Here is a 21,465-nt window from a genome sequence, read left to right as displayed (position 1 = left end):
CACCACAAAAAGAGGCGCCAATGCGCCTCTTTGAATACCTGATTTACCAGTATTAAACTAACACCGCTTAGTCGCCCATCTTAGCGAACGTTTCAGCACACCAGTCGGCTATGTAATCACGCATTGCGGTACCGTTATCGGCACCACAGTGTTCGATTTCAAAGTCCTTTTTAGTAAAAACGCGCTTATGCCGGTTACTACTGTTTACAGCTTGATCATAGGATCGGTCCGCATTGCTAACGGGAATTTGGCGATCACCCTCACCATGCGTGACCAAAAATGGCATTTTCATTTTTTCGATCTGGCCATCCAGTGTGACCTTGGGCATATAAGCCATAAAATCGTCTAAATTGTCGAATCCCCATACCCACAGAACGTGATCCCAATAGTGCGGCACCGGATTTTCCCCTTCACGCTCCATCCGTTCTTTTTGACGTTGACCCCACAGGTGATTTGCCCCCATTACGGCACACAGTGCAAAACGCGGCTCATTCGCTGCGGCCCGCGGTGCATAATAGCCGCCCAGGGATAAACCAAACATACCAATTTTGTTTTCATCGACATCGGCACGCGATGCCAGGTATTCATAGGCTGGGGTCGCCCAGCGCTCTGTATCATAAACTGCAGTCAGTCCGCGCTTACGAAGCGCTTCACCCGTTCCTGGCTGGTCAACAAACAAGGTGTACATACCACGGTCCAGGTTCGACTTACCATGACCGGCCATATTGACCTGTTCTTTCATGCTGTCGAGGCCGTTACACGACACCAACGCGGGGCGTTTAATACCGCTGCCGTCATGAACGAATATCGCCGGATACGTGGTATCTTCAAACGGGATTTCAACAAAATCGACATGTAAGCCACTGCATTCTACATGTTTACGATAAAGCTCCAGGCCTTTGTCGTAAGCTTCCCAACGTGGCGCATAATCTCGCGATTGCATACGTTCCGCAGAGAGGTAATACCCGGAAGCACGGGCATATTTGGTGCCTGCGGACAGCAGATAACCGGCCTCTTCGTCCTGACGGGCGTTTTCTTCAACTTGTTTCGCTACGGCTATCCAGCTGTCGAACAACAAAGCAGTGCCAGCATCCTCACCATTGGCTGCTGCTTCTTTTATTGGACGACAGGCCTCGTCAATTTCGCCGTGGTTGCCGCCACAAATCAGAGCCAGATTAACCTGTAAATTCCAGACATAATTCCCGGGAAATGGTTCGAACATGTTTTACTCCAAGCTAGTTATTCAGGCGGTTCTGCAGTTTTCAATCAACTGGTGAACACCACCAAACTTATTTGTCAGATACGACGAGGGTAGTTATTTTGTTAATGAATTGAAAATTTAAAATCCAAATAGACTCTATTTGTTATTTGTGGGCATTGCCAAGCATTCCCTCGCGCCAGGTCAGCAAAAACAACGTGTTGCGACCCGAATACGGGCCGCACCAGTGTGCTGGTATCAGGGAACAACCAACGTAACTTCTGTCAGTCCGTAATCGATAGGAGATTTACCATTAATTTGTCTTGGCGTGGCAGTAAATACCGAAGCTCCGCTTGCCAACGACCGGTTAAACAGGCCCGAAACCAATTTAATTTCAATGCTGTTATCCCCCTGTTGCAAAGCAGAGGTAATATCCACTACCCCAGCAATAACATTAATATCACTAAAACTAACGCCGTTTACTTTTACCTCAGTGATCTGATCCTGCAGAGAACTGAACATAAGTAGTGAATCTGGTTTCACTTCATCCAGTGTCATAGTAGTTGAATAAACACCAATTCCTGACACTTCAGACATGGCATTAACGCCCAGCAATTGTTGTTGCTCAGCTGTTAAGCTGATATCAGCCCACCTTCCCAGTTCGACTTTGCCTAAATCAATCCGGGTGACTTTGTGTTTACTGGGATCTTTTAACAACGGTTGGACCAGCGGGTAGCCTTCAACAAACGCTGACTGGCTATTCTCACTATCCTCTGCAGGGCCATAACTGTGTAGTGTCAGTGTCCACTGTGCAACTGATAAAGGTGTCTTATTGTCAAATATTTCTGAGCGTTGTTTAAACCGCCAGTCACCTTTTATGGCATTAGCAAGATCGCCAGTCTGCTCTACAGAGGGAATGTCGCCCCCGGTGAGTAAAGCAACCACAACACTTTCTCCACCAAACAGGGTGACGTCGAGTGCTACGTTTTCCTCCGCCTTGGTAAAGTCTGTAATCGGTGTAATATTTCCTGTCCACAGATCGAGGAAATACGGCAGCCCTTTCCCGGTTAATTTAATACTGGCGGTTGTTGCTTCACCTGTATGGTACTTTTTGCTCTGACCAACCTTCAACATACCCTTATTCGTGGGATGGGTATTGTTGTAGAGGTAGTAATACCGGCTGCTGGTTTCGGCATCAACATAAAGCGTGGATTCGAGTTGTTCCTCTTCATATTGGGCTTCAGGGCTCACCGATAAGTGACTCAGGACGGGCAATAGTTCAGAAGCTGTATCAATATTCACTACATTATCTAAACTAAATAATGTGTTTTTGAGTTTAACCCGTTCGTTTTCGGGTAAATCAATTTTAGCACCATCAAAGTTGATAAATACAATTGGCAAACCGTTTTTAGCCAGTGAGATTATCGATTCCAGTGATGACTGGTGTAAAGCCACCCCTTTCTTTGCATTTGCTTCAATAAACGCCAGCGTTTTGGCAACCCCTTCAGGGCCAAGAGATTTACCATCAGGTGCCAGGTGCTCGGCTTCATTGTGAATTTGATTAGTATCGACAATGAGTGCTTTATAAGCAGCCCGGTCTGGCATTAATCTGGCGTTATCTACAAATAGATTTTCCATCGACAATAAGGCTTCTGATGCCACGTGATAAGAATACCCCTTGTCCAGCAACCCCTGATAACGGTTACCTTCGCCCTGACCAACGAATATCAAATCAATCTGAGGCTTTCCGTTACGAAGAATACTCTGACTACGAGCCATATAATGACTAATGGTGGTCACATCCGGCCAGTAAATCTGGCGGTAACTGTATGTTCCCGCAAAATTATTACCAAAAGCCTGCCAGCCAGGCCAGTCTGAGGTAAACCCATTCCAGGTTTTATTATAAGGAGAGCCATGCAAGATTACGTGATTGATACCGTTAGAATAGTTTTGGGTTACTTCAGTGATCACATCGGCCCAGTTGAGCTGCATATTTCCGAACCCGGTAACGGCTTCCATTGAAACAAACGGATGTCCCTGCGCATGCGCTGCTGCGGATAAGGAGCGAATACCATCCCCTTTGGTTCCATTGTCTCCCTCTGGCACATCAACAATGGTTGCTGACTTAAATTCATCGACACCGGTAACTCCGCGAGCCTGTGCGCGATAACCGTAACCAAAGGAATGGGTCCATTTTTTAGCTTCCTGCAGATGTTCGGTTTCATAAAGCTTACCCAATACACCGGCAAAATCTGCGGTTATTGCAATCGCCTGCGACGTTTCAACAAAAGCATCTTTACCCATCGCAATAGCCACCGGGTAAGCCTGAGCCGATTCAACGTTATTAGTTATCAGGTATTCAAAAATATCGCCACTCCAGAACTGACTGGCAGAAAAAGCCTCGATGGAATCTTCAAAAATATCGCCTTTGTTGGCCGCCATCAAAGCGCGCAGTTCGTCATCCAGCAAGCGGTTTTCCCAAAACCAACTCACTGCGTGGATACCACGCTTATCAAAATAATTGGTGGTATACGGGCGATTGTGCATCATCGGTGCGATACCACCGAAACCGCCGTCAGACATTACCTGTCCGGTTCCCCGACGATAAGTTGCAATCAGCCGATACTGATTGATATCGCCTTTTACAGCCTCTTTCACTAACTCAGCATCAATCTGATAGACAGACTGCCAGTCCTGCATTCGTGCCCGGTTCCCTTCCTTGTCTACCTTGCCATTAAAGCTTTGTGACAGATCTGCATGGGCGGCCGGTTCATTCCCCCAGTGCCTGATAACGTCCTGATAATCAATGCCCAGTTTTTCGGCCATTGCTTGGTCAGGGATCCCGGCCGCATAGCCATTTTCCTTGTCTTCAATGACCTGCGAAGTAAGATCATGCAATGACGTCAAAGCATACACTTCGTTTTCACCGGTACGGGATTCTCCTGTTTTGATTAAAGACAGGGAAATGAGCTTGTCAGTAAACAAAAATGGAGCGCTGGCAAGCGCTGTGGTGTGGTCGTGAAGTTTGGTTTCAGGTAACGTTATGGCGATTAAATCATCTGCTAATAGCGCATCAGAAAGAGGCATAACCGTAGCGACAATCTCCTGAGAAGCGGCTTCATCGTTAGGGTCTATGGTATTGATAATGAGGGGCCAGTGCGGTGAAATGGTAAAATCCACCTGAAAACCCTCCTCTACTTTGGCCGCTTCTTTCAGAACGGTTTTAAGCACATTGCGCCAGGCAGGTGTTCCCCAGCCCACAATGGCCGCCTGCTCATTATTAAAATCAGCGCCATCGGCTAACATAGTAACTTCCACACCACCAAACCCTGCCTCAGCCAGCGCTGAAATTTGTGTTGCAATCGTATTATGCGCATCCAGGCCTGCTCCCGCATCCGGAAACCATAACCTTACCATGGGCTTATCCTGATAGGACGGGTTTGAAAAGTGCGCCAGGACTGTCTTTGATAAAGGACTTTCAACGACCGGCAATTGCGGTGTTTCTCCCTGCTGCTCACCACAAGATGACAAAAGAAACAGAGAACAAGCGATAGTCAAACCTGACTGAAATAATTTCTTTCCTAACATTGGGACATCTCTAAATTTAACGTAATTGGCAAACCGAGGATTGTGTATAGTTGGCCTATAAAAATAACCATTAGATGCTTAACTCAACCAAAGTAATATCCGTGAAGCAAAAAGAAAACGATTACCGAATCGAGGGCGATTACCTATTTACGTATGGTCAATAACGGTAAGACCGGAATTTGATTCAGACAAATTAAACTTTCATTATCACAAGATTAAAACTAACACCTGATTAACAAAAAACCAAATCCATTTAATCAATTTCAATCATAACCAACACAAATAAACCATACTAATGATGACAAATCGACCAGAATAGACCTGAAAACAAGCCGAAACAGTCAAGATAAATCAAATTTTTTCACTTAGCTAAAAGTACCCATGCTATGAGGAGTATAAAAATTTAGTGAAATGCAAAATCAGGCTGGCCGCCTGTACTTCTTAGCCGTGGGTTCTCAAATCGCGTAATATTGAAAAGCTATTTCCTCCAAACTTCAAACTGTCAGAGATAAACGTAGGCCTGGTTAATTTTCAAATTTATAGCCGACCCCATAAACAGAACGGATTAACTCTTCACCCTCGTAGGCTTTTCTGAGTTTTGCCCGCAGATTACGGATATGGCTGTCGATAGCCCTGTCGGTAATATCCCGGTAATCATCGTGCAACAGGTCGAGTAACTGAGTTCGGGAAAACACTCTGCCGGGCGTGCTCATCAAGGTGTTTAATAAACGAAATTCAGCGGGGGTTAACTGGAGGGATTCGCCCTTGTATCGTGCGATATAAGCCTCTTCATCGATGTGTAATCCCGGCACTAGCGGTTGATCTTTCGGCTGCTGGATACGACGTAATATGGCTCTTACCCTGGCTAATAGTTCTCTGGGGCTAAAAGGTTTACAGATATAGTCATCGGCTCCGGCATCAAGCCCTATCACCCTGTCCAGTTCTTCGGTTCGCGCGGTTAACATGATGATGGGCGCGTAACTGAATTCCCTGATTTGCTTGCAGACATCTACTCCGTCCAAATCTGGCAGGTTAAGATCCAGCAGAATTACCGCTGGCAGTGATAATTTTGCCAGTGCGATAGCTGGCCGCCCTTCGGTTACGGCAATGACGTCATGTCCGTCAGATTGAAGATATTCCTTTACTACACTGGCGAGTTTCATCTCATCTTCTACCAGTAAAATCGTCGCAGCCTGAGTGTCTGACTTGGAAGATAACGTCATATTTCAATCCTGGGTAATTTTATATTGATACACAGTCCACCTAAAGGCGATGGCCCTGCTTTAATTTCGCCACGGTGCGCGTCGATGATATTCTGGCAAATCGTCAGACCTAACCCGTTTCCTTTACGACCAGTGTCGAGTCGCTGACGTCCCTGAAAGCTGCGTTCAAAGATAGCCTCATAGGTGGTCCCTTCGATACCCGGTTCAGAATCCCAGAAGATAATTTCTATCACCCGTTCTCTGATAAAAGTCTGAATCTTCAGCTTTCCACCGGTATTGGTATAACGCATTGAGTTTTCGATAAGGTTATTAAAAAGTTGGTTTAACCGCCCTTCATCACCATTAATCATGCCTTCTGCCCCGGCTGAGGTATAACGCAGAGAAATGCCACGTTGCTGACGACGTTTTTCAAAGGCATGGAGGGTATATTCAAGAACATCCAGTACATCAACAGACTGCATCTTATAATTTAATGCGCCAACATCACTGGATGTTACTTCGTAAACATCGTCTACCAGCACACTCAACGTGCGCACTTCGGCGTGTAAAGAACGCAGGGAGTCCTGACTCAACGTTCTTATTCCGTCGCGCATCGCTTCAAGCTCTGCCTGCAATATTGCAATAGGCGTTCGCAATTCGTGGGATAGATCGGCCATTAAGTTTCGCCGCACACGCTCATTTTTATCCAAAGCATTTGCCAGATGATTTATATCGGCACTTAAATCTCCAATTTCATCATCGGACTGCAGATTGAGCCGGGCCAGTAAATTACCTTTTGCCAACTCTGCGAGCACCTTTCGGATTGGTAGTAATGCGTTGATAAATCGGTGACTAAGTAAAATCGCCACCAGCGAAGCAATGATGACACTGATGAAACCAATTATCAGCATTGACAGATACTGGCGGGTTTTAAACGTGACTTCTGCCTGAGAGACAATACTTTCGCCGGGCGTATAAGTAAGAAAGCCGATGATCTGCCCATGGGACTTAAGGACCCGCTTAACCGCATTCTCGCGCTTATCCAGGTAACCAATAATAAACTGCCCGTGTTTATCAAACAGTGCCAGTCGCAGTCCAGATCCACTTTCATCGAAGTGAGTCTGATTAGCCGGCACCGGTGTACCAATTGGCGGAACGTTAGAATCATTGGACGGATAGCCAATAATCCGAAACCACTCACTGGGAGTTGTTAGCAAAAACTGCCAGCTACCCTCACCTTGAAAGCGTTGGATCAATAGCGGTTCAATGGTATCCATCTGAAGAATACCCCGCTCATTTAAATAATCACTAAACCCTTGTTCAAACGTGATTCGGGTAGCCAGTCCAGCCAAAACCACTGGCAACAATCCGGTAAAAATCATTGCCGTGGTGAGTTTGCCTCCAACCCCTAAGTGAAATGGCAGTTTTCCACTGCTAACAAGCTGGATTACTGGTTGCCAACACTTTTGCAGTGTAGTCTTCATAAAAAGTGGATACAGTACTTTATTCAGTATGGCGAACGCTGTAATCAGCTTGTTGCTGTGTTTTTATCACATCAATTATTCTTTTAAATCCACAATTCCCATTGTCGCCGAATTGTCCGGACGACTGGAATCATCACAATTGCAGTAGGAAAAGGTTTCAGAAAACGTGTAATACGGCTCTGGTAAACGCGGATAGATCAAGCCTGGACGTGCCGGTGAATAAATCGGGTAAGAATAAGCCGGCTTTAAAAAGCCCGGTGGTAAACTCCCCATTCTTTCACCAGCTTCCCGCATAGGGCCAGTGTCTGCGGTATTGTCCACCTCACCATTAATGACAGCAAAAGCATCGGTCATCTCTTTTGGCAGACCTGGTGTAAAATCATAAGCCATTTGTAAATGCCAGATTTTCCATTTGCCATCTTCCAGAATGAAATCCCCTGCATACTTTTCCCAGAAAAAGACGCTGTTAATTTGAGCATCATCGCCCTGAACAGACGCCATCAACCCCATACCTGGTGAATACCACACGCCTTTTGCTGTTTTACCGTCTCCGGCAACTTCAATAATGGGGGTAGTATTTGTGTGCATGGCCCATTCATGACCCGCACCAAGGTTGGCTTCCTCAAACTTTAAATCCGGAACCACCTGCTGAATCGCTTTGAGTGCTTTTTCCCGGTTCGCCTGGTTTTCTTTACCGTAAGCATTTCGAACTGTTTCTATGCCCGACATAACCCACATAGGACTGGCAAAGGCAGCCGTTTTTGCATGTTTTCCGTCGCGACTTACCCACAGATGATCCACTTCTTCCAGGTTCATGCCAGCGGCATGATAATAAGCATGCCGACTCATCGTATTTTGTACTTGCAGTGCAATATAGGCATGTTCACCATGACTGATGACGGGAGCCTCTTTAGCATAAGCATTAACGGCACCTATGCTGAGTAAACCGGCAGCCAGCATTGCTGTCATTGCAGTGGTCCTGAACTGTTTCGATAACATCATTGTTTTTCCTTTTAACATTTTACTTTTGTGTTGTGTTTGATAGTGCGAGGTTCTGCTTCACGCACCTTATAAAGCCAGTTTCGATACCATGGTTGTAACAAATAAATATCCTGCTTCACTCAGTACACTATGTGGTAACTGTGAAGAAACTATGCAGCCTTTACTCATTCATCCGGCCTCATCAATCGAATTGGTTGCACTGTGAGATGCTTTTTTCTGAACACTGAACACGCTGACTAAAACCATAATAAATGCAATAGCAGAGAAGACTTTAAACGTTTCCATAAAGTTATCCTGCCCCACCATACTTAACGCAAACGCAAAGAGCAGTGTGGAGGCAAACTGGCCAATCGCGAAGGTGGACTGCCAGATACCAGTACCTTTTCCTCGAATACTGAACGACAGGGATGAAACTGCCCAGGTCAGTAAAGTTGGTAGCATCATGCCTGCACCAAATTGATTTAATAGCCCCGAAGCAACCAGCATTTGTGGACTCGAAGCGCTCGCCATCCCCCAAAAACCGAGAGCGAGCATGGCAAATTCGGTAATGATTAAGGCCCGCAGTGACATCCAATGGCGGGCAAATCCATAAGCGATTGCCCCAACAGGTACCCCGATACTCGCTACCGACAACATCCACCCGGCTTTACTCGGGTCGTTAATATTAAAAGTCGCAAGGGCTGAACTTAATTGAAATTGCAGAATGTAGAACATCACGCCGCCTACCAGGGTAAATAAGCACACTTTTAACAGGTGCCCCCACGGCATCTTTTGTTGCTGCTGTGTTAAATGTTGTCCAACAGCCTTGTCACCTTGCTCTTCCGTTACTTCCCAGGTAAACAGTAATATCCCCAGCATCATAAAGAAGCCAAGCCCGTATATTGCAAAGGGGCCCTGCCAACCAAACTCTGCACCGAGTAATCCTGCCAGCGGAAATAAACACATCGCACTGAATGATGCTACAGCCGTTTGACTACCAAGCCATTTGTCTCGTTGCTCACCAACAAAATAATCGCCAATAAGGGTAGTACTGCACGTAATGATGATAGCTTCACATATCCCAACGCCGATGCGGGATAGTAATAATGGTAGATAGCTACTAAGCGCTAAAGGCATAACGCCACACAGGGTGTACAGTCCTATAGACCAGATAAGTAACTTTCTGCGCCCTACTTTATCGGCAAGCGCCCCCGCAACCGGCGCGCCAACGGCAATGCATAAAGCAGGAATCGATATCAGTATAGGGACTAAGTAGTTCGCATTATCAATGTGATCAAAGGCTTCCATTAGCTTTGGCATAATTGGCGCTAATAAAACCGCCCCCATGACGGTTAACGTTATAGGCAGAATAAGTACTACCCCCTGCAACGTGCCGGCTTTTTTATTTGATGGCATAAATATGAACCTGTAAAAATAATTGTTACCAAGCATAAATGGGAGCGTTCCCAATTTAACTTGAATCTTTTCCTTAACCAATTATTATCGAGTAATTAACAAGTAGGAATAGTTTCGAGTGTAGAGGCAGTCGCATCGATCACAAATTGCTTATGTGGATACGCTTTATCAATAAGTTAAATAGGCAAGCATTTATAAACTATCGACAATAATCTACGTTTAGGTATGTCCGCTCATGATGTATCTTAATAAGATGAACGTACTGAACAAAGCAATCACAGGCTTTATCCAAGGACTCAGATTTATATGACGAAAGGCACTAAAAAAGGTCAACTGCAGCCGCCCAAAAGACCAACTGGCAGTGACGTTGCGAAATTAGCGCAAACATCAAAATCAACCGTGTCCCGTGTCTTCAATGGAGGCGTTGTTGCTCCGGCCGTCAGGGATCGCATTATCGCTGCGGCCAAGACACTGCATTACCGCCCCAATCCAATAGCCCGCTCATTAACAATGCAACGTTCTTATCTGATAGGCGTTGCAATTACCTATCTGGATAACCAGTTATACCCCGAGTTTGTGCAAAAATTGTCTGATAAATTTGCTGATGTGGGATTCAGACTGGTGTTATTTGTCACCCACGGTGAAAGCAAACGCGACCCCACCCTTGAAGAAATTATGAACCACAGTCTCGATGCGGTCATCTTTGCCTCATCAAACCGCGCAGAAGTCATTGCGCAGGGGTGTATTGATGCCGGCATCCCTACCATTATGTTTAATAATGTGACACTGGAGGGTGACATTAAATGTATCAGTACTGACGATGTCGCAGGCACACAAGACATCGCCAGTTTATTTAACCACCTTGGTCATCAGCACATTGCGCTCATATCCGGTATTGCTAACAGCTCGGCCAATATACGCAGGGCCACTACATTTCAACACGCCTGCGAACAGTTTAATTTCTCACAGGTTATGCAGGTATCTGGTGAATATACATTTAACGGGGCCGCCAAAGCGACCCGCCGAATACTAGAAAAAAAGCCACAAACGGAAGCCATTTTTGCCATAAACGATCATATGGCCCTGGCTTGTTTACAGGTCTGTAAAGAAGAGTTTGGGCGAATTCCTGGCCGCGACATCTCCATTGTTGGCTTTGACAACGTTGCTATTGCTTCATGGCCCGCTTTTGAGCTTACTACCTATGCTCACCCACTCGATCAGATTATTTCCAGAATGGTTGATTACACACTGACTGCCCTGCATGGCGAACCCTTAGACAATCAGGCGGAATATTATACCGGCCAGTTAATCATCAGAAATTCAGCGGTAAAAAATAGCCACTAAGTGGCTGAATCTGCGGTATCAAGCAACACTATTTGTTAATCAAATGTATATCATTTGTAGCAATAATTTTTAAAACATCCTTTTCTCTATACAATTCATTTTACCTGGAGTGACTTTCGATAAATATGGGAGCGCTCCCAAACCTATTTTTAATGATGCGGAAGAGGATTTAAAATGCCATATCCTGCTAATGTTCGTTTATTACTGTTGTTAGTTGCACTGCTTATAACCGGGTGCCAAACAGCGCTTGAAACAGAATTATTGCACGTAAAAAAAGAGCTCGACCGAACGCTGGCTGTTAACGCGATCCAAAACCTGATGTCGCGTAGAGCAATGTATCATGCGATTGGGCGAAACGAACTTGAGCTGTCTCTATGGTCGAAACGAGACGATATCCGCTGGGCACAAAACCAGGGATGCTGGGTAGGTCGCGACATCATCAATAAATACTACGTTGAGGTTAACTATCAGATGCAGGCGGCTCAGCTTGCCTTAATGAGTCAGACCAACCCCAATATTGAAAACGACATGCAAACCAACCGCTATATTGGTAACAATGTCTGGCATTTACTCACCACTCCCATTATAGAAGTCGCTGAAGATGGCTTGTCTGCCAAAGCATTCTGGTATACCCCCGGGGTTATTCTGGCGAGTACTGATGGCCTGTCCGCTCAGGGTATGCATATGTGGGAAAAGTACTTTGTCGATCTGATCAAAGAAGATGGCGAGTGGCGTTTTTTACATATTCAGGTCGCCACTGATTGGGCTGCACCGCTTGGTGAAGGGCTACCACAACATTCAGGCGACCTTGCCGCCATGGGCACTGAAGGCGGCGCCCAGCAAATGGGACCCGGACCAGGTGCTGAAGGTCTGGACATTCCACCGCCGACCATCAGTAAAACGCTGTATTCAGAATACAGCCCGACCCGCAGGCAATCATTAACTCCGCGCCTGCCCGAACCTTATTCAACATTGAACGACACCTTTGAGTACGCCGATTGTCGGTAGCACTTTGTGTCCAGCATATATTAACCAGAAGGATAAAGCCTTATGAGACGCACGAAACTCTCCAGCTTAATAGCAATGACGTTTCTGATTGGTGCTTGCGCAACAACCACCGCACAGACACCTCCCCCGCCAAGCGGCGGGCCCAACCCGGACTTCTCGGCTGTAACTGCCAGTGTAGACACTAATGGTGATGGCAAAATGTCGCGCACCGAGTGGCAGCGCGCCGGAGCGCCAGTGTCTTCTTTTAACATGTTTGAAAATGGCCGGGGCTATGTTACCCAGTCTGATTATGATAATGCACCTGCGCCAGCGGGCATTGACATCAATGGTGACGGCAAACTAACACTGGCTGAATTTAAGCAGTTTGACCGTGAAATGGGCGCAAAAATGGACACCCGTCCGCGAATTGAAGCCGCAGAGCGCGCCCTGGCCATGTGGGAAGTACAAAATGTAATGAGTAAACATGCTTATTACCACGCCGCAGGCGTCAATTTAGAGGAAATGGCTGCAATCTGGGTGGATGAATATGGCCCAAATGCCAAAACGGCTAAATTCTCCAGCCCGATTTGGGTTATGAATGGCTTTGAAACCATTAAGAATGCCTACGGCAAAGTTAACCAACAAAACCGCCAAAACGCTCTCGAAAAGCTGGCAAAAGTAAACCCTGATATTGAGGTAACGGAAGAAAATCTTGGTGCCGGACATGAATGGGCAATGCATACCAATACGACTCCCGTAATCGAAGTCGCTGGTGACGGCAAAACTGCCAAAGGGATCTGGTATTCACCAGGAATGGGATTAATGACAGAAATTGACGGACAGAATGTCAAAGTCAATGGCACGTTTTTTTGGGAAAAATACGCGGCAGATTTTATAAAAGAAAACGGAGTCTGGAAAATCTGGCATCTTCAGATGGCCTATGACTTTACCCCTAAGCTGGATGATAAATGGCTGGATTTTGAAAAGAAAGGCATGGTTCAGGCTGGCGAACGAGACGGTGAAATGCCACCAGGGTTTTCATCACCGGAATATTCGTACCCGGCATACAGACCAGAAAGGCCATCAATCATTTACCCTCAAATTCCACAACCCTATTACACATTTGAGGAAACCTTTAGTTATTAAAGCAAATCAAGTAACCGCTAGTGAATAGCGCTGTCTGGCGACAACGCTTGAAAGCGGAATGGATTTAGCACTATAGGACACAAGAATGGCATTTGGTGAAGTCAGATTTTGTCACCGCCGCCAATTAACTTATTACATAACAAGCCCCTACAGGACACTGAAATGAAGCACATATATTCTCCATCACTCATCGCACTAAGTGTAATGACTGCGATTAATCCAATGCTGGCATTAGCGCAATCAAGCGAAGTGCCAGAAGAAGAAAACAATCAAACCTTAGAAGTCATTGAAGTCACTGCGCAAAAACGTGTTCAGAGTATTAATGACACCGCCATTGCCATCACAGCGATTAGTGGTGATGCTATTACTAACCAGGGTAGTACCTCTTATGATGAGGCCATCGAAGGCGTACCTGGTGTAAAAGTACAGGGGATTGCTCAGGGCGCCCAAGTGTTCATTCGTGGTGTCGGCTCGCAAATCGATCCTGCCTTCGCCGATCCTGCCATTGCCACATTGATCGATGGCGTTTATACCGGTCGTACCGAATCTGTTCAGTCTGGTACTTATGATATTTCACGTATAGAGGTACTTCGTGGGCCCCAGGGTACGCTGTATGGACGCAATGCATCAGGTGGCTCGATGAATGTGATTACCCGCGATCCTCAGTTAGGCGGTACTGAAGGCTATATCACCGCGCAAGTCGGTAACTATCAGTTACGCCGCCTCGAGGGGGCGGTAAACATTTCGCTAACCGATGATATCGCAATACGAATTGCTGGATTCAACAGCGATAGGGACGGCTATATCAGTGATGGCAGCATGGAAGACAATACCTGGGGAGCTCGCGCCAAAGTGCTGTTTCAGCCCAGTGAAGACATGCGTGCTCTGCTAAAATATGAAACTTCTGAATTTGAAGGCAATGCTGCGAATACCGTTCCTGTAGAGGGTTGGCAAGGCAATCTTACCTTCCCACCGTTTCTAGGAGCGTTTGCACCAGAAGGATGGGCAGTAAATGACAGTAGTGATCCATGGGAGAACGACCAATACCACCTGCCAGGATATATGCTGCGCAAATCAGACACCTGGTCTCTCGACTTATCAACAGATCTTGACTGGGCAAGTATCAGTTTATTAACGGCCTATTCAGAACACGAAAACCTTGAACGTACCAGCCATTTATTTGGCATCGCCGATCCTGATGTTTTCTTTGGTTGCGGTACGCCTGATTGCTACACAGAAGGTACTGGAAACGCCACATACAAAACAGCGGAATTACGCTTTAATTCGCCTGTCGATTCGCCGCTCATCTGGATGGTTGGACTTTATTATCTGAGCAGCCAGGGAGATATTGGCGGAGATGGTCAGGAACTCGACTTGTCTGGTGGTACTTATTTATACAACCAGGCTTTTGCCCCAAGTAAAACCAAGGCAGTATTTGGCCAGGCAACCTATCCTGTAACGGAGCAGTTCAGAATCACCGCAGGTCTGAGATTCAGTAATGACACACGGGAGAGTGCTTATGAATTATTTTCACCAGACGGTGCTCTGGTGGATATGCAATCACAGTCTACTGAAGACGATTCAACGACCTGGAAATTAGGCGTTGAGTATGATGTATCAAAAGATCAACTGATTTATGCCCATGCTGCATCTGGCTTTAAACAAGGCGGCGTTAATACGACTATTCCGGTGACCGTGTTTGCTCCGGAAGAATTAATAAGCTACGAAATCGGAACAAAAAACACACTGTTAAACAATAACATGCAATTGAATGCAGCACTGTTTTACTATGATTACAAAAATTATCAGGTACCGTCACTACAAACGATTCCTGTGGCTGAAACCGGTGAAGTATCCATATTCCCTTATGCGCTGAATGCGGGTGATAGCACCATATACGGTGCCGAAGTCACGCTTGAGTGGCTAGTGTCAGAAAACGGTCGACTTAGCGCCTCAGCAACCACGCTGCAAACCGAGTATGGTGAAACTGAATTACCTGTAAATCCTTTTGTTTCAGGTGGCCCTTATCAGTTAGCGGGGCGGGATATGGTTAATGCCCCGGCATTTACAGCGATGCTAGGATATGAACATAACTGGGAACTGGAAAATGGGACTATTGTAGCCAGTGTGACATCGAATTATTCCAGCGATTACTACACGACCGTAGAGTACTATCTACCCGGCGCACAGCAGGAAAGCTATACCCGTAGCGATCTAAACGTAAGATATGAGTCTTTCGATGACTGGACGGTGGGATTTTGGGTAAGAAATCTCGAGAATGACGCCCAAACAACTTATGTATTTCCGGCTTATCGTCGCTTCGTTACTGCACCAAGAACGATTGGTGTAAATCTTAATTACCGTTTTTAAGTACACCATTGCAGCGGGTAAACACGAACTTTACCCAAAAAGAAAACGGTTCACTTACAAGGCCGAACTGGGGTTGATTTGCTAACCCCAGTTCACTCACACCACGAGCAGGAGTTTCATCGTTTCCCATGCCCTCTCCTGTTAATGCCTTAACGAGATAATGGTTAATACCATTCCATCTAGATAACTACTCACTCAGCGCGAGAATTCATGCCGTCTGATAAAGAAGTGGTTGTTGCAGTTCAGAAGGCATGAAAGTCGCGCCCTGTGGGTATGGTATAAGCCTTCCCCTTTCGCTTAATTGCCATCTACACATCCTCTTTATTCAGCATTATTTCGATTGTTCTGACTTGGACAGGTCTGTCAGTGGAGCATGCCTTCGTTGAAAGGCAAAAAGAAAAAGGGGGTGAATTTAGCGAGAATTATAATCTATAGCTGTTGAAAAGCCCCCTCAGTTCAATGCAGAGAACCTGAGGGGATTTGGTCGCAAGACCGAAACTAAAATCAAAGGCACTGGTTATACAAAACGAGCCGGGTTATTCATGGCACGTGTTAATACCAACAGACATTGTGTTAGAAAAATTGTCGCTAAAAATTGTGAAGAAATTATGCAGGATGATCAAAAAAGCCCTGATAAAAATCATTCCGATATTTGAGCGCCTTGAGATGGAATACAAAGAACGCGTTCATCAAATCGATGCGGTGAATAGGGCGAGGCAACTTTTGGAAAATGAGCTGCTTTAAGCGAATTTACAAAAATGGTTTATGTGTAAATCATTTAATAGTTAAATGGGTTATATATAAACCAAATAAAGTTTGACAATACTTTCAAGAAAAGCCTATTATGATTCATACATAAACCATTTTACGGAATTATGGGTTATATATAGGTCAAAATCATGCGTAAGTCAGTTAAACGTACATATTCAAGGTATACCGAAGAAGCCATTCGCTTGCTCGCAAACCTTATTCGCAGCGCGCGTATAGAGCAAAAGCTAACGACACAAGAAGTCGCTGATCGCGCAGGTATATCCAGAAGCATGCTCCAGCGTATTGAAAAAGCGGATTTGAGATGTGAGATAGGCGCAGTATTTGAGGTGGCCACCATTGTTGGCGTGAGTCTCTTTGATACATCGCAGTCGCTGACCACGATTAGAAGAGAGATTAACCGCAGTAATGAAAAGCTCTCACTTCTTCCCAAAGCTGTTCATAAAGCACATAAGGTGGTAGATGATGACTTCTAAGCGTGAATATACAGAAGCGTTTGTCTGGATCTGGTTGCCAGGTGAAACCGAGCCTGTTGTTGCAGGTAAGATTGAGGCAGACGGGGATCGATTGTTTTTCAACTACGGTAAAAGCTATCTTGCGCGGATAAATGATACTCCGCGCGCAATTCCAATTTATGAGCCTGAGCTGCCACTCAAATCTGGGTTTATCCCAAATCTGGAGGGGCTAATGATGCCTGGATGTATACGCGACTCCGCGCCCGATGCTTGGGGGCGGCGCGTTATCATCAATAAAAAGCACGGAACCAAAGGGCAAGATATTGATACCGCATCACTCGATGAACTTACTTATCTTCTTGAGTCAGGCTCTGATCGAATAGGGGCTTTAGACTTCCAGCTCTCCCCCACTGAATATGTTCCGCGATTTGCGAAAAATGTCAGTATGGAAGAGCTTTTGGAATCTGCTGAGCGCGTTGAGAAAGGGGTTCCATTGACACCAGAGCTCGACCAGGCGCTTTATCATGGAAGCTCAATTGGCGGCGCTCGCCCGAAGGCTTTGATTGAGGAGGGGGATAAGAAATATATCGCCAAGTTTTCTGCATCCAATGATCTATACAGCGTCGTAAAGGCTGAGTTTATCGCGATGCGTTTAGCTGAGCTGGCCGGACTGAACGTTGCGCCAGTTCTCATGAAAAAAGCGGCCGGAAAAGATGTTATCTTAATCGCGCGGTTTGACCGGATTAAAAAAGGCAAGCTTTGGGCGAGAAAGTCCATGGTCTCTGCCCTTACCTTGTTTGAGCTGGATGATATGATGGCCAGATATGCTAGTTATGAGTTGCTAGCTGAAATTATTCGCCACCGCTTTGTTGACCCAAAGGAAACGCTGAGAGAGCTGTTTTCTCGCTTGCTGTTTAATATCCTTTGCGGGAACACAGACGATCATGCAAGAAACCATGCGGCGTTCTGGGATGGTAAGGAATTAGAGCTCACACCCGCCTATGATATCTGCCCTCAAGGCAGAACAGGTAATGAGCAGGGCCAAGCCATGCTTATTCATGGCAGTCAAAATGCAAGTACGTTTAGTACTTGTTTGGCGGCAGCGCCAAACTTCTTATTGAGCCAGGAAGAAGCGACTGAGATTTTTGAGCATCAAAAAGCGACCATTGAAAAACACTGGGCGGCAGTTTGTGACGAAGCTGAACTCAGCGAAGTGGACCGTAATTTATTCTGGCATAGGCAGTTTTTAAATCCGTATTCTGTGAGGTAGAGCTTAACTCGCTAGGTTATATGCTTTGTGCTGATAAGCTTTATATTCGCGCTACTCACACCGTATTTTTTCGCTAATTCAGGCCAGAGCGTCAGGCTGGACTGTATCTTTTCTATTATCTCTAGGGCTCTTGGCTTTTTGATGTTGGCCTCTTTAGCGAGCTTTAGTAAATGCTCCACACCAGGTTTTCTACCTTCCCCCATTACCGTTGTGCTTTGCTCTCCGCCAGGACCAGAAGAAAACGTCAGATCATAGGCTGGAGAAAGTTTCCATTGCCCATCTTCATCCATCAAAAAGCTAAAGTTTTTGGAGTGATCATCACGGTTATGAGTGAGCACATTAAAGGCGGCTAACCTGAACATCTTTTCAACCTCGCGCACATCGCGTGTTAACGTGCCCGTTAATGTCAGAAGGTCTTCGTAGTCCAAAGATGGCGTTCTGAAATCTGAATGCAGCAATCCGCAAGCTGTGTGCATGTGATAGCGCTTTGAGCCTATGCGATCAAAGCGCTTAATCGCAAAATATCCAGGGCCTTTTTCCGCAGGGAATAAGTGAACATCTGGCATATCAATGCCAGCATCCTTTGCGAGGAGGGCGTAAACATATTCGATGGCCCCTGCATCAATACCGTCTTGTGTATTAGAGAACTTCACCATCCATGGCTCATAGCCTTGAGGAAGTTCACTCACGCCATGAATAATATGGTCGCGCTTATCGTTAACGCCGATCAGGGCTTTGGGCCTTGCACCAGCAGAAGAACCATTCAGAGCGATGAGTTCTTGTAAAACATCACTGCTTTCCCCATCAAGCACCTCTTGCGCCTCTAGGGCCAGTTTATCCAAGCTGATCGTTTCGCTCTGTTCATCCAAGCTAAAGTCTGGTTCGTAGATCAGTGCACCAAGTCCATTGGTGCCAATATATGCGAGCCTATCCAGCGGCGTAATATCAGCGGGTAGAATGCCTTGAGTGCGCGCGAAGCGATCAAACAACAATCTCCCCCATCCATCAGGCAAGCTGTCATTGAACACACCAGGTAATCCCTCGAACAAGTTGCGGTCAAAGCGCTGTAAGCCAGGCTGAAGCGCAAGCCTGAAAGGTGATATTTCTATGTTCTTATCGAGAAAGCTGCGCTCATATTCAAAGTATACCTTGCGCTCACGCACAGCAAGGCGACCAACAAAAATGCGTTTTGTGCCAAAGTCTAAGCTAATCTTTATTTCATTAACGGCCTTAATAGTACTCATTTGCGCGTCCCTCGCTTACGTGTTGGCTTGCTGGGTGTATCTAATACTTCATCAATGGAGGAAAATGCTGATTCTTTGGGGGCAGAGGCTTCAATAATGTCATCGAGACCGCCGAGCACCAAATAAATCTTTAAGAACGATTCCAGTGAAATAGCGCCTTCTTGCTCAAACTTCCGCAACGTTCGAAGTGGCACGCCAGAACGGGTGGCTAGCCCTTCTTGGGTTAGTTCCATTTGTAGGCGTTTCGCCCTTGCATTCTCTGCAAGCTTCTTTTGTGCTTTGGACGGAGATAATAGTGACACCATTATGTTATTTATCTTTCTTTATTAACCTTTACTAACATTATAATGTCACTAATCGGACGTGTCACGATTAAAATATAATCTACGAGTCCTATTGAGGTTAATCTGGAGAGGTTGCATGTAAATAGGTATTTATTCCATTTCAATTAAGTTGTGGATAACTGCACGGGATTCGCACCATCCACTTTTTGAGTTTTGGTACACAAGCTGAGGCACATTTGGGACACAAAAATTGAAAATTAGAAAAATCTAATAAAATTTAACATACAGAAATATAATAGTTTAATTGGCCAAAAAATAATTATGTCAATCTTGCCCCCTCCACCATTTTTCTTTACCAAATCTTAATAAATTCCCCGCTAAGGAAACTGCGAATAAGTCCCGCAGTTTAACGCTCAGTTAAGCCGCAGCATCACCTGCCTAATTTTTAAACTCTAATTTTGCAGTTTAGGCCAATATACTGCCGTTTTAGGCCGGATTTCGACCTACTTCAGGGCCATTTCGGGATTTCAGACAGATCTTGGCTGTCTTCGTAACATCTGGTCTACTTTAAACAGGTTCGCCAAGGTGAATAGCATGGCTAACTGTGAGTCATTTTTTGTCAGCCCTTTATAGCGTGCTTTGATAAAGCCGAACTGACATTTGATGATCCGGAACGGGTGTTCTACCTTCGCCCGAATGCTGGCTTTTAAATATTCGATGTTGATGGCAGTTTTGTTTTTGCGGGGATGCTTTTTCAGTGCCCGAACTTTTCCGGGACGCGCAGCAATCAGCCATTCCACATCCTTTTCTTTAAGTTCTTCACGCTTCTCTGCGCCTTGATATCCAGCATCGCCAGAGATGAATTCCTCATCACCATGCAACAGGTTCTTCATCTGATTCAGGTCATGCTCATTGGCGGCGGTGGTCACTAGCGTGTGAGTGAGGCCACTCTTAGCATCCACACCGATATGGGCTTTCATGCCGAAGCGCCATTCATTGCCTTTCTTGGTCTGATGCATGTCCGGGTCACGTTCATTCTTTTTGTTTTTAGTGGAGCTGGGGGCTTCAATAATCGTGGCATCCACCAGTGTGCCCTGCGTCATCATCACACCGCAGTCGGACAGCCATTGGTTGACCGTTTTGAATAATTGGCGGGTCAGCTTGTGCATTTCCAGCAAGTGCCGGAAGTTCATAATGGTGGTGCGGTCTGGAATCGCTTTATCCAGTGACAGTTGCGCAAACTGACGCATCGAAGCAATTTCATATAACGCATCTTCCATCGCTTCATCACTCAGACTGTACCATTGCTGCATACAGTGAATGCGGAACATGTTTTCTAATGCATAGGGACGGCGACCATTACCGGCTTTGGGGTAAAATGGCTCTATCACACCCAGCAGTTGTGACCACGGCAACAGGTTATCCATTCTGGATAAAAATATCTCTTTGCGAGTCTGGCGGCGCTTGCTGGAAAACTCACTATCGGCGAAGGTAAACTGTTGGCTCATGGGCATTAGTGGCTGTGATTTGCTGTGCTGCTATGATCTCACATCGGGGACTTATTCGCATCTTCCCTAAACGAAGTTGTTTTAATAATAGAAGTACAGTCATCTGGCTTTATCATGAGAGTACGACTCGAATTAATTTTTTTGAAGAACAAAATAATTTTGGGCACAATTTGGGCACGTTTCTGCCCAAGCTGGAAAAATGATGATTTTAGGAAAGCGC

General features: G+C 45.7%; 16 protein-coding genes. 6 read left to right on the top strand and 10 right to left on the bottom strand.

Going from position 1 to position 21,465, the window contains the following annotated elements:
- Positions 1-67 precede the first annotated feature (67 nt).
- The 6 genes from AC27IB_RS21035 to AC27IB_RS21010 form a co-directional block, all read right to left on the bottom strand.
- Positions 68-1,222 carry an alpha/beta hydrolase family protein gene (locus tag AC27IB_RS21035; RefSeq protein ID WP_296051191.1) on the bottom strand — a complete coding sequence of 385 codons (1,155 nt, stop codon included), beginning with the start codon at positions 1,220-1,222 and terminating at the stop codon, positions 68-70.
- Between the two features lie 234 nt (positions 1,223-1,456).
- Complete coding sequence (locus AC27IB_RS21030) at positions 1,457-4,615, bottom strand: hypothetical protein (protein WP_487123407.1); 3,159 nt, start codon at positions 4,613-4,615, stop codon at positions 1,457-1,459.
- 695 nt (positions 4,616-5,310) lie between these two features.
- Entirely contained in the window at positions 5,311-6,009 is a 699-nt protein-coding gene (locus AC27IB_RS21025; RefSeq protein ID WP_487123405.1) for a response regulator, read from the bottom strand.
- Entirely contained in the window at positions 6,006-7,472 is a 1,467-nt protein-coding gene (locus AC27IB_RS21020; protein ID WP_487123403.1) for an ATP-binding protein, read from the bottom strand. The genes AC27IB_RS21025 and AC27IB_RS21020 overlap by 4 nt, the downstream gene beginning before the upstream one ends.
- Before the next feature lie 75 nt (positions 7,473-7,547).
- Positions 7,548-8,474, bottom strand: a complete 927-nt coding sequence (locus AC27IB_RS21015) for a nuclear transport factor 2 family protein (protein ID WP_487123401.1) — start codon at positions 8,472-8,474, stop codon at positions 7,548-7,550.
- A gap of 168 nt (positions 8,475-8,642) precedes the next feature.
- Positions 8,643-9,905, bottom strand: coding sequence for an MFS transporter (locus AC27IB_RS21010; protein ID WP_487123399.1), 1,263 nt, complete (start codon positions 9,903-9,905; stop codon positions 8,643-8,645).
- A gap of 270 nt (positions 9,906-10,175) precedes the next feature.
- On the opposite strand from AC27IB_RS21010, the gene AC27IB_RS21005 reads away from it, so the two are divergent.
- The 4 genes from AC27IB_RS21005 to AC27IB_RS20990 all read left to right on the top strand — a co-directional run bounded on the left by AC27IB_RS21005 (position 10,176) and on the right by AC27IB_RS20990 (position 15,716).
- Positions 10,176-11,213, top strand: a complete 1,038-nt coding sequence (locus tag AC27IB_RS21005; protein ID WP_487123397.1) for a LacI family DNA-binding transcriptional regulator — start codon at positions 10,176-10,178, stop codon at positions 11,211-11,213.
- Positions 11,214-11,387: 174 nt separating this feature from the next.
- Complete coding sequence (locus AC27IB_RS21000) at positions 11,388-12,221, top strand: nuclear transport factor 2 family protein (protein ID WP_487123395.1); 834 nt, start codon at positions 11,388-11,390, stop codon at positions 12,219-12,221.
- 42 nt (positions 12,222-12,263) lie between these two features.
- Positions 12,264-13,346, top strand: coding sequence for a nuclear transport factor 2 family protein (locus tag AC27IB_RS20995; RefSeq protein WP_487123393.1), 1,083 nt, complete (start codon positions 12,264-12,266; stop codon positions 13,344-13,346).
- 162 nt (positions 13,347-13,508) lie between these two features.
- The gene (locus tag AC27IB_RS20990) at positions 13,509-15,716 is read left to right on the top strand and encodes a TonB-dependent receptor (RefSeq protein WP_487123391.1); all 2,208 of its coding nucleotides are present in this window, start codon (positions 13,509-13,511) and stop codon (positions 15,714-15,716) included.
- Here AC27IB_RS20990 and AC27IB_RS20985 read toward each other — a convergent pair.
- A complete protein-coding gene (locus tag AC27IB_RS20985; RefSeq protein ID WP_487123389.1) occupies positions 15,700-15,846 on the bottom strand; it encodes a hypothetical protein in 147 nt (48 codons plus the stop codon). The genes AC27IB_RS20990 and AC27IB_RS20985 overlap by 17 nt on opposite strands.
- A 769-nt stretch (positions 15,847-16,615) precedes the next feature.
- Between AC27IB_RS20985 and AC27IB_RS20980 the strand changes: the two genes are divergently transcribed.
- Both AC27IB_RS20980 and AC27IB_RS20975 read left to right on the top strand, forming a co-directional pair.
- Complete coding sequence (locus AC27IB_RS20980; protein WP_296051184.1) at positions 16,616-16,960, top strand: helix-turn-helix transcriptional regulator; 345 nt, start codon at positions 16,616-16,618, stop codon at positions 16,958-16,960.
- Positions 16,947-18,209, top strand: a complete 1,263-nt coding sequence (locus tag AC27IB_RS20975; protein ID WP_487123387.1) for a type II toxin-antitoxin system HipA family toxin — start codon at positions 16,947-16,949, stop codon at positions 18,207-18,209. The genes AC27IB_RS20980 and AC27IB_RS20975 overlap by 14 nt, the downstream gene beginning before the upstream one ends.
- A gap of 11 nt (positions 18,210-18,220) precedes the next feature.
- Here the strand turns inward: AC27IB_RS20975 and AC27IB_RS20970 are convergent, their stop codons facing one another.
- The 3 genes from AC27IB_RS20970 to AC27IB_RS20960 all read right to left on the bottom strand — a co-directional run bounded on the left by AC27IB_RS20970 (position 18,221) and on the right by AC27IB_RS20960 (position 21,245).
- Positions 18,221-19,453: a type II toxin-antitoxin system HipA family toxin gene (locus AC27IB_RS20970; RefSeq protein ID WP_487123385.1), complete on the bottom strand. Its 1,233-nt coding sequence runs from the start codon at positions 19,451-19,453 to the stop codon at positions 18,221-18,223.
- On the bottom strand, positions 19,450-19,758 hold the full coding sequence (locus tag AC27IB_RS20965) for a helix-turn-helix domain-containing protein (protein WP_296051175.1): 309 nt from the start codon (positions 19,756-19,758) through the stop codon (positions 19,450-19,452). Before AC27IB_RS20965 ends, AC27IB_RS20970 begins: the two co-directional genes overlap by 4 nt.
- 506 nt (positions 19,759-20,264) lie before the next feature.
- A complete protein-coding gene (locus tag AC27IB_RS20960; RefSeq protein WP_487123383.1) occupies positions 20,265-21,245 on the bottom strand; it encodes an IS5 family transposase in 981 nt (326 codons plus the stop codon).
- Between the last annotated feature and the right edge of the window lie 220 nt (positions 21,246-21,465).

This window comes from Alteromonas sp. 4NH20-0104 (assembly GCF_057547795.1).
This window is presented reverse-complemented; position numbering and strand designations above follow the sequence as displayed.

Excerpts from the sequence above, each read along its gene's own strand:
- AC27IB_RS20995 (WP_487123393.1), top strand. The coding sequence starts at position 12,264 with ATGAGACGCACGAAACTCTCCAGCTTAATAGCAATGACGTTTCTGATT.
- AC27IB_RS20965 (WP_296051175.1), bottom strand. The coding sequence starts at position 19,758 with ATGGTGTCACTATTATCTCCGTCCAAAGCACAAAAGAAGCTTGCAGAG.
- AC27IB_RS20980 (WP_296051184.1), top strand. The coding sequence starts at position 16,616 with ATGCGTAAGTCAGTTAAACGTACATATTCAAGGTATACCGAAGAAGCC.
- AC27IB_RS21005 (WP_487123397.1), top strand. The coding sequence starts at position 10,176 with ATGACGAAAGGCACTAAAAAAGGTCAACTGCAGCCGCCCAAAAGACCA.
- AC27IB_RS21020 (WP_487123403.1), bottom strand. The coding sequence starts at position 7,472 with ATGAAGACTACACTGCAAAAGTGTTGGCAACCAGTAATCCAGCTTGTT.
- AC27IB_RS21010 (WP_487123399.1), bottom strand. The coding sequence starts at position 9,905 with ATGCTTGGTAACAATTATTTTTACAGGTTCATATTTATGCCATCAAAT.
- AC27IB_RS20960 (WP_487123383.1), bottom strand. The coding sequence starts at position 21,245 with ATGAGCCAACAGTTTACCTTCGCCGATAGTGAGTTTTCCAGCAAGCGC.
- AC27IB_RS20990 (WP_487123391.1), top strand. The coding sequence starts at position 13,509 with ATGAAGCACATATATTCTCCATCACTCATCGCACTAAGTGTAATGACT.
- AC27IB_RS20975 (WP_487123387.1), top strand. The coding sequence starts at position 16,947 with ATGATGACTTCTAAGCGTGAATATACAGAAGCGTTTGTCTGGATCTGG.
- AC27IB_RS21015 (WP_487123401.1), bottom strand. The coding sequence starts at position 8,474 with ATGATGTTATCGAAACAGTTCAGGACCACTGCAATGACAGCAATGCTG.
- AC27IB_RS20985 (WP_487123389.1), bottom strand. The coding sequence starts at position 15,846 with ATGGGAAACGATGAAACTCCTGCTCGTGGTGTGAGTGAACTGGGGTTA.
- AC27IB_RS21030 (WP_487123407.1), bottom strand. The coding sequence starts at position 4,615 with ATGGTAAGGTTATGGTTTCCGGATGCGGGAGCAGGCCTGGATGCGCAT.
- AC27IB_RS20970 (WP_487123385.1), bottom strand. The coding sequence starts at position 19,453 with ATGAGTACTATTAAGGCCGTTAATGAAATAAAGATTAGCTTAGACTTT.
- AC27IB_RS21035 (WP_296051191.1), bottom strand. The coding sequence starts at position 1,222 with ATGTTCGAACCATTTCCCGGGAATTATGTCTGGAATTTACAGGTTAAT.
- AC27IB_RS21025 (WP_487123405.1), bottom strand. The coding sequence starts at position 6,009 with ATGACGTTATCTTCCAAGTCAGACACTCAGGCTGCGACGATTTTACTG.
- AC27IB_RS21000 (WP_487123395.1), top strand. The coding sequence starts at position 11,388 with ATGCCATATCCTGCTAATGTTCGTTTATTACTGTTGTTAGTTGCACTG.